Raw genomic sequence first — 6781 nt, 5'->3', positions numbered from 1 at the left:
GCTTTTTTGGTTTTGAATTCCGTAAAAAAACCTATACCTATTGTAAGGGGTAATGTTAGTTTACAAGTAAATATATAATTTAAGGGGTTAAATAATTTGACGCAGATACTTACTTAAACCAAATGCCAGATAAAGCCAGACTCGAAATCGAGTACAAATCACAGCTAGATAATTTGCTCAATCCGACAGGTGCTTGCAACGTCACTGCGATTGCCACGTGCCTGAATTATTTTGGCATTAAATCGCGATCGCTAGCCCAGCTAGAAGATGAGATTTACCGGGCAATGGAAAATTTGGGGCTGAACCGACATTCGCCAGATGATTTGGCGGAGATGGTTCGGCGCTACGGACTGAAAAACGATTTTACTCTTGAGGGAACCTTCGATCGTTGCAAACGCCATCTCGCGGCAGGCAACCCCTGTGTCATCCACGGGTACTTCACTTCTTTCGGTCACATTGTGACACTGGTCGGATACGATAACGCTGGTTTTTTAGTTCACGATCCTTATGGCGAGTGGTTCTCCACAGGTTACGACATAAGCGCCAGCGGTGCTTACTTGCACTATTCTTATGACCTGATCCGCCGCACCTGCGCTAATGACGGGCAGTTCTGGGTGCACTACATTAGTCAATAAAAAATATTTCCAGAAGTCGAGCTACACAGCTAGCTCAACCTTGTCGCTGATGGATTGTTTTCCGAGGGCAAAAACAGCCGTTTCAGCCATCGCTGTAGAGAGAATTGATAGAAAATATTCTGCAATTTTCTTGAAACCGTTAGTATACAATGGTTTAAGCTATACCTACTCATTCCTTCACACGGAAGATGTCACAGGTTCAAATCCTGTATCGCCCATCGAATTTATTATCTCATCCGTTAAGGGTTTCAGGTTTCTCGTCAGACATAGAGTTCCATTTCTCGTATTGTCAAAGGCAATAAACACTTGTTTTTGCAAAAAACTCTGTTTCTTCGTCACTGAGTCAGTCCCCAACTGGCAGCGAGTTCCCCTAGTCCGCAACCAAGGAAAGACTTTTTCGCAAAACATAGCTTACAAAAAAAGAAAGGGTGAACTTGATCACCCTTAGAAAGGTTAGAAATGAGCGGCTAAAGTGTTAGTTGCTTTCCCCTGGGAGTTGTTTTTGAGATTCAGATCGCAACGAATCACGAAAATCTACGACCTTCTGCATTACATTGGCACACTCACTTTTCACGGGATAGTAGCCATGAATATTTTTTGCTTCCAGGCTTTCTGATTGCATCATGTGTGCAAATGACAATGTAGCTTGATCAGGAGCTTTTAGGGAATCAACAATCAAATCCTCTTTTGATATTCCGTAGAGTTCTCGTAACTCTTTTGTGTCCTTGTTAAGGAGAATTTGGTAGTCCAGGCGAGTAATCCAACCTTGGGAGCAAGGATTTACTCCATGATTTTTTAGAACCTCTCGGCGACGACCATAGGTAATTTTGTGATTGTTTCGGATTTCTGCATTCAGGAGCTTTTGCTCATCCCGAATGTCTCGGTTGAATTCTTCTGCATCACAGTTTGGATGCCAACCTGTTTTCAGGTGTATGAACAGTCGCATACCAAGATCGCGAATTAGAGCTAAACGTGCTTGTGCAATCACGTTAGCCTTATCATCACCGTAATACTCTACAAGGGCAGAGCAAAATCTGTCCTCCAGGATGTCACGTCCTTGAGAGTCTTTATAGCCCTCTAGGGTCAAAGATTTGCCAGCAAAGGGTTTTAGCGGTTCAGGCAGGCTGTTGTTTATTGAATCAGCCTCCTTGGCTTTTTTAACCCAATAGCTAATTGCAGTGTGAGATTTGCCGACAAAACGACCCAAACCGCTTATAGACATTCCGGATCGACCTGTCTTTTTCACTGTGAAGTATTCACCGTCATGTTCAATACGGCGAAGCAGGTACTTGGAAAAATCTTGACTTTTTGACATTGGAAATTCCTCTTGACTTGTCTGTGTTTATCCTCTACTGCCAAGAGACCGTGATATGCTAAGATGGTGCATACCGTAAGTAATCTGGGCGCAAAAACCTAATTTTGCCCTACCAGTTTGGTCTTTTGGTCTTCTGGCAGATAGAGAGCGAGTTAATTGGTTGTGGACGGCAGGGGAATTGAACCCCTCAGCGTCGAGTTTCCTAGGCCCACCTGGCACCAAGCGCCGCCCATGTCTTGTATCGCTTCTAAACGTTTTGGGGTTTGACCCCGCTTATGTATGACAAAACGGCAAGGTCAGCTTTCTATGTTGTGTCCTTGTCGTTTTGTTTTGGCTCCAAAATACTTAAGACTTGACCAAAATCAAAGCCATCTGTATTTTGTGTGTTTTGTTCCAATTTTCGCTCTAAATAGGCTACTCGGTTTCTAAGGGCCTCTATCTCTTTTGCCATCTTAGTAAGAACTATCCCTATGCGCTTGTCAAGGCTTTGACTTTCTTCATCAGATTTGCTCGTTGTTTCTTGTTTTTGTTCTGTTGCGTTATCTAATAGTTGTTCAGCTCTAGGTACTGGCACTGAAGTGCCGTTGGTTTCGACAGAAGACACAGCTACTGGATTTCCTAGCTCTTCTTTAACGATCTCATTTGAAAAGCCTAGCTGCTGTGACTGTTGATCGGTTGATGAAAGTTGTAAATGATCTAGTGGCAAGTCTTGACTACCGTCCTCAATCTGATCTTGTTTAGGCTGCTCCTGCCGTTCAACACCTTTCTCCTGTAGCAATGCAGCAACCTGTGACCTGAAATCAGGGTCAAGGGAAAATATGTAAGGAGGCTTATGCCTATTTTCAGTACCAGGCTTTACGCGCCTGTGTACCAAGCCTTTCTCAACTAATTTATCGAGGCGGTTTAGAACTGCTGATCGAGATAACTCTGATGCATCCGCTAAATATTTTGCTTCGACGGACTCCTCCTCTAGCAGCCTGACGCAGTGCGTGAGTCTGGGTAAACTTGCTCCAATTTTCTAAGCAGTTTCGAGCTGATTTAATGTATTTTCCGACTATTGTTTGCGGATTAGTTGAAACCATCTTAAGTCGTGGTGGCGCTCCTGACTTAAGCTCTAATTGCTCTATCAAGTTAGGGTGAGTAGGTGGCAACATCGGGATAGTTAAGCGGTAGCCCGTTTTGGTTGTGGTATCCAGTGCTGTTTTATCGCCTACCACAGCAATCATTTTTTTATTTTTGGGGTCACTTAATGCGGGGATGGTAACACCATCTTTTGTTTTAAAAGGTTGCTCAATGTTCTGGATTGCAAATACTTCGTGTACCCGCAACCCGTACACCGCTTGCATTGAAAACACCCATAACCAAGCTTTTCGAGACTCTAAGTGATATCGTTTATCATTGGCGGGAATATTTAGCACATCTTTGCGTAGTTGCAAGAAGTCCTCTATTGATACAGATTGCAAGTCATCACGAAAAATGGTTTGCTTGCCGTCAATTTTGCTTAACTCTTCATGTAGTCGAGAGTCACCAATGGTTTCAGCTAGTTTTTTCATCACAGACAGGCAGGACTCATGAGACTTACTACCTTTTTCTTTGCTATTGATTACTACCATCACATCAGTGAGGTTAACTGTCGCATCCTGTGGTAGCAGTTTGTAGAACTTACCGTACACCTGATACCAAGTATTCTGTGCCGACATACTTTCCCTTTCTCGCTTTTGTCGTTTCTTAGTGTATCCTTCCCAGTATCCGGCTTCTACTTTTGCTATCGCCTCACCGAACGTTATTAGGTCATTCCTGACGACGTTTTTTTCTAGGATTGCATCATCATACCATCTCAAGAACTCTGTCTGACTAGAAAACGATTCTAATGCTGTAGCGACTAAATGAGCTTTATTTAAGGCATCGGTGATACCCTGCATTGTCAGGTTGCAGCCACAGGACTTGATGACTCGCTTGTCACCGAGTTTGAACTGTAACTGTACATAGGAGCCTTTAGCACGACTCTCCTTTTTCAACCCTACCCCTCTAGGGCATTCTTTTTGTGCATCCTTCAAATAGTCTAGCACCCGCTCGTAACCGATAAGGTAATCGGCTGAGTTGCTTACGGTAACTGATTTAGAATTTCCACTCATATTCCACTCACTTGACTCACAATGTTGAGTCTGCTTATTGTGTACAGCCTACAGCAAAGCACTCGTTTTCCACTCAGATATGAAAACAAGTCTTGTGAGATGAGTGATTTATGGGCTGAAACGGCGTAAACTCGTTAATTCAGTGAGGGGGTTTAATTCAAGTCCTTCTACTCCCATCCTCAAACAATAGTACAATACCAATACCCGCAAGCTGTGGTGATATCGTCAATCTTAAAATATTGACAATAATATCTGTGTCAATCAGCTTGTACAATAATTTCCATGAACATCCAGCAATTTGTTGACAACTCCCTCGGACAATGGCGATCGCAGCGCAGCGCCCATCATTTGACTTTCCGACACTTTGAAGCGATCGAGTCAGTCATTGATATCGTTGCACTCTCACCCGATGATGCTGCCGTAATCGACCTCTGCAAATCCTACAACATCGACCCAGCCCAAGCAGTCAACCCCTTTCACATGGCATGGGAAGGCCAATCAGATTGGGATGAGAACGCTGAAATGAAAGGCAGTTGTATCCTCGTACCCATCCCAGATCCGACAGTCCCCAATCGCGGTAAATTGCTGCGAGACCAAGGATATGCCGAAACCATTCCCGCCGCCGCTGACTATCACATCACAGACGATGGTACCTTTATCCTCGTGACCAGCTACGATAACGCCGCAGCGGAAGAAAAAATTTGGTTCGCCAATCCCAACCTGCGCTTTCGTGTTTCCCTGATCAAAACCAGCAAAGGAAGTGGAGTAGTAACCGCATCATTTTCTTCAGAAATTCGATCGAGCTCCGGGAAATAACACCAATTATCAAAAATCATGCAACAGTATTTGTAGGGTGCGTCGCCACAAACAATCCCTAATTTTAATCGACAATATTGTAGCGACGCACCTTACCCAAAGAGTAGATCAAACAAGCAAAACAAGTGTTTAGCGATCGCACTTTTGATGGATGCTATAAAAAATCAAAAAACAGCTTATGACTTCAGTTGAAACCAACGATTTAATCACTCTGGCTCAATGGATGGCCGGGGACTTCAGCAACTACAAACAATCCTTTGAAAAACCACAACAATTTGCCCACATTCATGTATTTTTCCGCCCCTTACCCTTTGATTTTTTCAATGCCATTGGATTTTACTCCGAGCAGGTTTACGACCATGACCTCTGGACTCCCTACCGTCAAGGAGTCCACAAATTAATAGACCAGGACTCGCAAATCTATATAGAAAATTATAGTCTCAACGACCCAGTGCAGTATGCCGGTGCAGCACGGGAATTAAGCATTCTCAAGACAATCAAACCAGATTGCATTCAACGGCGCTACAATTGCTCCATGGTTTTCAAACGAGAAGGAGAAATGTTTCGTGGTAGTGTAGAACCAGGAAACCAGTGTCTCATCGAAAAAAAAGGTTGTTCAACCTACCTCATCAGCGACGTGGAAATTACCGAAACAACCTGGAGCAGTCTCGATCGCGGTATGGATGTAAACACTCACCAACAGATTTGGGGATCTGACTTCGGCTCTTTGTCGTTTGAAAAGCGCCAAAGTTTTGCCGGAGAGCTACCGCAGAGCTAATTTACCCACTGACGTGACGAATTTCCAGGCACCGCAGCACATACTACAGCCACACCTATTACCCCAAAAGACTCCTGCACCCTAAAAAACGGCCTGTAACACATGAAAACAGCAACCTAAGCTGTAATGTTAAATTATGTAAAGTTTTCTAATAAAACATCTAATTATGGTAAATTTTCACATAACACTAATAGTGGAGATTTTTTAAATGGTTTTTGGACCTGCATCTCGACTTGGAGTCAGTTTATTTGAAGAAACACCCTGTTTAGAACTGATTCCAGGACGTTCACAAGAAGAAGTAGAAACCATTATTCGTGCCGTCTACCGGCAAGTTTTGGGTAATGCTTACGTCATGGAAAGCGAACGGGCGACAATTCCTGAATCGCAATTCAAAAGTGGTGCATTGAGTGTACGCGAATTTGTCCGCGCTCTTGCCAAATCCGACGCTTACCGTTCTCGCTTTTTCGATACTTGTCCTCGCTATCGGTTTATTGAACTCAATTTCAAACATCTTCTCGGTCGCGCTCCCGATGGCCTAGAAGAAATGAGATCCCATAGCACTATCTTAGATACCGAAGGCTTCGAGGCAGAAATTGATTCTTACCTCGACAGCGATGAATACCAAAACGCCTACGGGGAAAATATCGTTCCCTACTACCGAGGCTACAAAACCCAACCAGGACAAAACATGGTTGGGTTTACTCATATGTTTGCTCTCTTGCGAGGACCTTCCAGCAGCGATTTCAAAGGAAGTCTGTCTGGAAAATCCCCTGTCCTGAACAAATACGTGATTCAGGAAACTCCTGTAGCAATCATTCCTCCTTCCGGTGGTTCAGTTGGGGATGGTTGGTCATTTCCTGATAGACAGCGGGGTGCTAAAAGTGTTGGCAGCGCGGGCTCTAGTGACGAAGGTAAGGTTTTCCGTATCGAAGTCACTGGCTATCGCACTTCTGCTCAGAATCGGGTTCAAAAAATTCGGCAGAGCAACCAAGTTTATGTAGTGCCGTTTTCCAGACTTTCCCAAGAATATCAACGCATCCACAAACAAGGCGGCGTAATTGCCAGCATCACTGCTGTCAATTAAAAACAGCTCAAACTTCTA

Annotated in this window: 7 protein-coding genes; 4 read left to right on the top strand and 3 right to left on the bottom strand. The window is 43.9% G+C overall.

The window, feature by feature from the left end:
- The first annotated feature begins 122 nt into the window (after nt 1-122).
- Nucleotides 123-635 carry a C39 family peptidase gene (locus tag QUB64_RS31030; RefSeq protein WP_333278130.1) on the top strand — a complete coding sequence of 171 codons (513 nt, stop codon included), beginning with the start codon at nt 123-125 and terminating at the stop codon, nt 633-635.
- 475 nt (nt 636-1110) lie between these two features.
- Here the strand turns inward: QUB64_RS31030 and QUB64_RS31025 are convergent, their stop codons facing one another.
- From QUB64_RS31025 to QUB64_RS31015, 3 genes are all read right to left on the bottom strand, one after another.
- Nucleotides 1111-1950, bottom strand: a complete 840-nt coding sequence (locus tag QUB64_RS31025; protein ID WP_333278128.1) for a hypothetical protein — start codon at nt 1948-1950, stop codon at nt 1111-1113.
- A 304-nt stretch (nt 1951-2254) separates the two neighbouring features.
- Entirely contained in the window at nt 2255-2824 is a 570-nt protein-coding gene (locus QUB64_RS31020) for a hypothetical protein (protein ID WP_333278126.1), read from the bottom strand.
- 16 nt (nt 2825-2840) lie between these two features.
- Nucleotides 2841-4085 carry a hypothetical protein gene (locus QUB64_RS31015; protein ID WP_333278124.1) on the bottom strand — a complete coding sequence of 415 codons (1245 nt, stop codon included), beginning with the start codon at nt 4083-4085 and terminating at the stop codon, nt 2841-2843.
- A gap of 282 nt (nt 4086-4367) precedes the next feature.
- On the opposite strand from QUB64_RS31015, the gene QUB64_RS31010 reads away from it, so the two are divergent.
- The 3 genes from QUB64_RS31010 (at nt 4368) to QUB64_RS31000 (ending at nt 6763) form a co-directional block, all read left to right on the top strand.
- On the top strand, nt 4368-4901 hold the full coding sequence (locus QUB64_RS31010; RefSeq protein ID WP_333278122.1) for a phycobiliprotein lyase: 534 nt from the start codon (nt 4368-4370) through the stop codon (nt 4899-4901).
- A gap of 178 nt (nt 4902-5079) precedes the next feature.
- The gene (locus tag QUB64_RS31005; protein ID WP_333278120.1) at nt 5080-5679 is read left to right on the top strand and encodes a chromophore lyase CpcT/CpeT; all 600 of its coding nucleotides are present in this window, start codon (nt 5080-5082) and stop codon (nt 5677-5679) included.
- Between the two features lie 208 nt (nt 5680-5887).
- Entirely contained in the window at nt 5888-6763 is an 876-nt protein-coding gene (locus QUB64_RS31000) for a phycobilisome linker polypeptide (protein ID WP_333278118.1), read from the top strand.
- Nucleotides 6764-6781: the final 18 nt, after the last annotated feature.

It is taken from the genome of Microcoleus sp. Aus8_D2 (assembly GCF_036702665.1).
Classification (GTDB): Bacteria; Cyanobacteriota; Cyanobacteriia; order Cyanobacteriales; family Microcoleaceae; genus Microcoleus.
Note: the sequence above shows the minus strand (reverse complement) of the source record. Positions and strands in the feature narration are given on the sequence as shown.

Coding starts and splice junctions, on each gene's coding strand:
- QUB64_RS31030 (WP_333278130.1), top strand. CDS start 123: ATGCCAGATAAAGCCAGACTCGAAATCGAGTACAAATCACAGCTAGAT.
- QUB64_RS31025 (WP_333278128.1), bottom strand. CDS start 1,950: ATGTCAAAAAGTCAAGATTTTTCCAAGTACCTGCTTCGCCGTATTGAA.
- QUB64_RS31015 (WP_333278124.1), bottom strand. CDS start 4,085: ATGAGTGGAAATTCTAAATCAGTTACCGTAAGCAACTCAGCCGATTAC.
- QUB64_RS31010 (WP_333278122.1), top strand. CDS start 4,368: ATGAACATCCAGCAATTTGTTGACAACTCCCTCGGACAATGGCGATCG.
- QUB64_RS31005 (WP_333278120.1), top strand. CDS start 5,080: ATGACTTCAGTTGAAACCAACGATTTAATCACTCTGGCTCAATGGATG.
- QUB64_RS31000 (WP_333278118.1), top strand. CDS start 5,888: ATGGTTTTTGGACCTGCATCTCGACTTGGAGTCAGTTTATTTGAAGAA.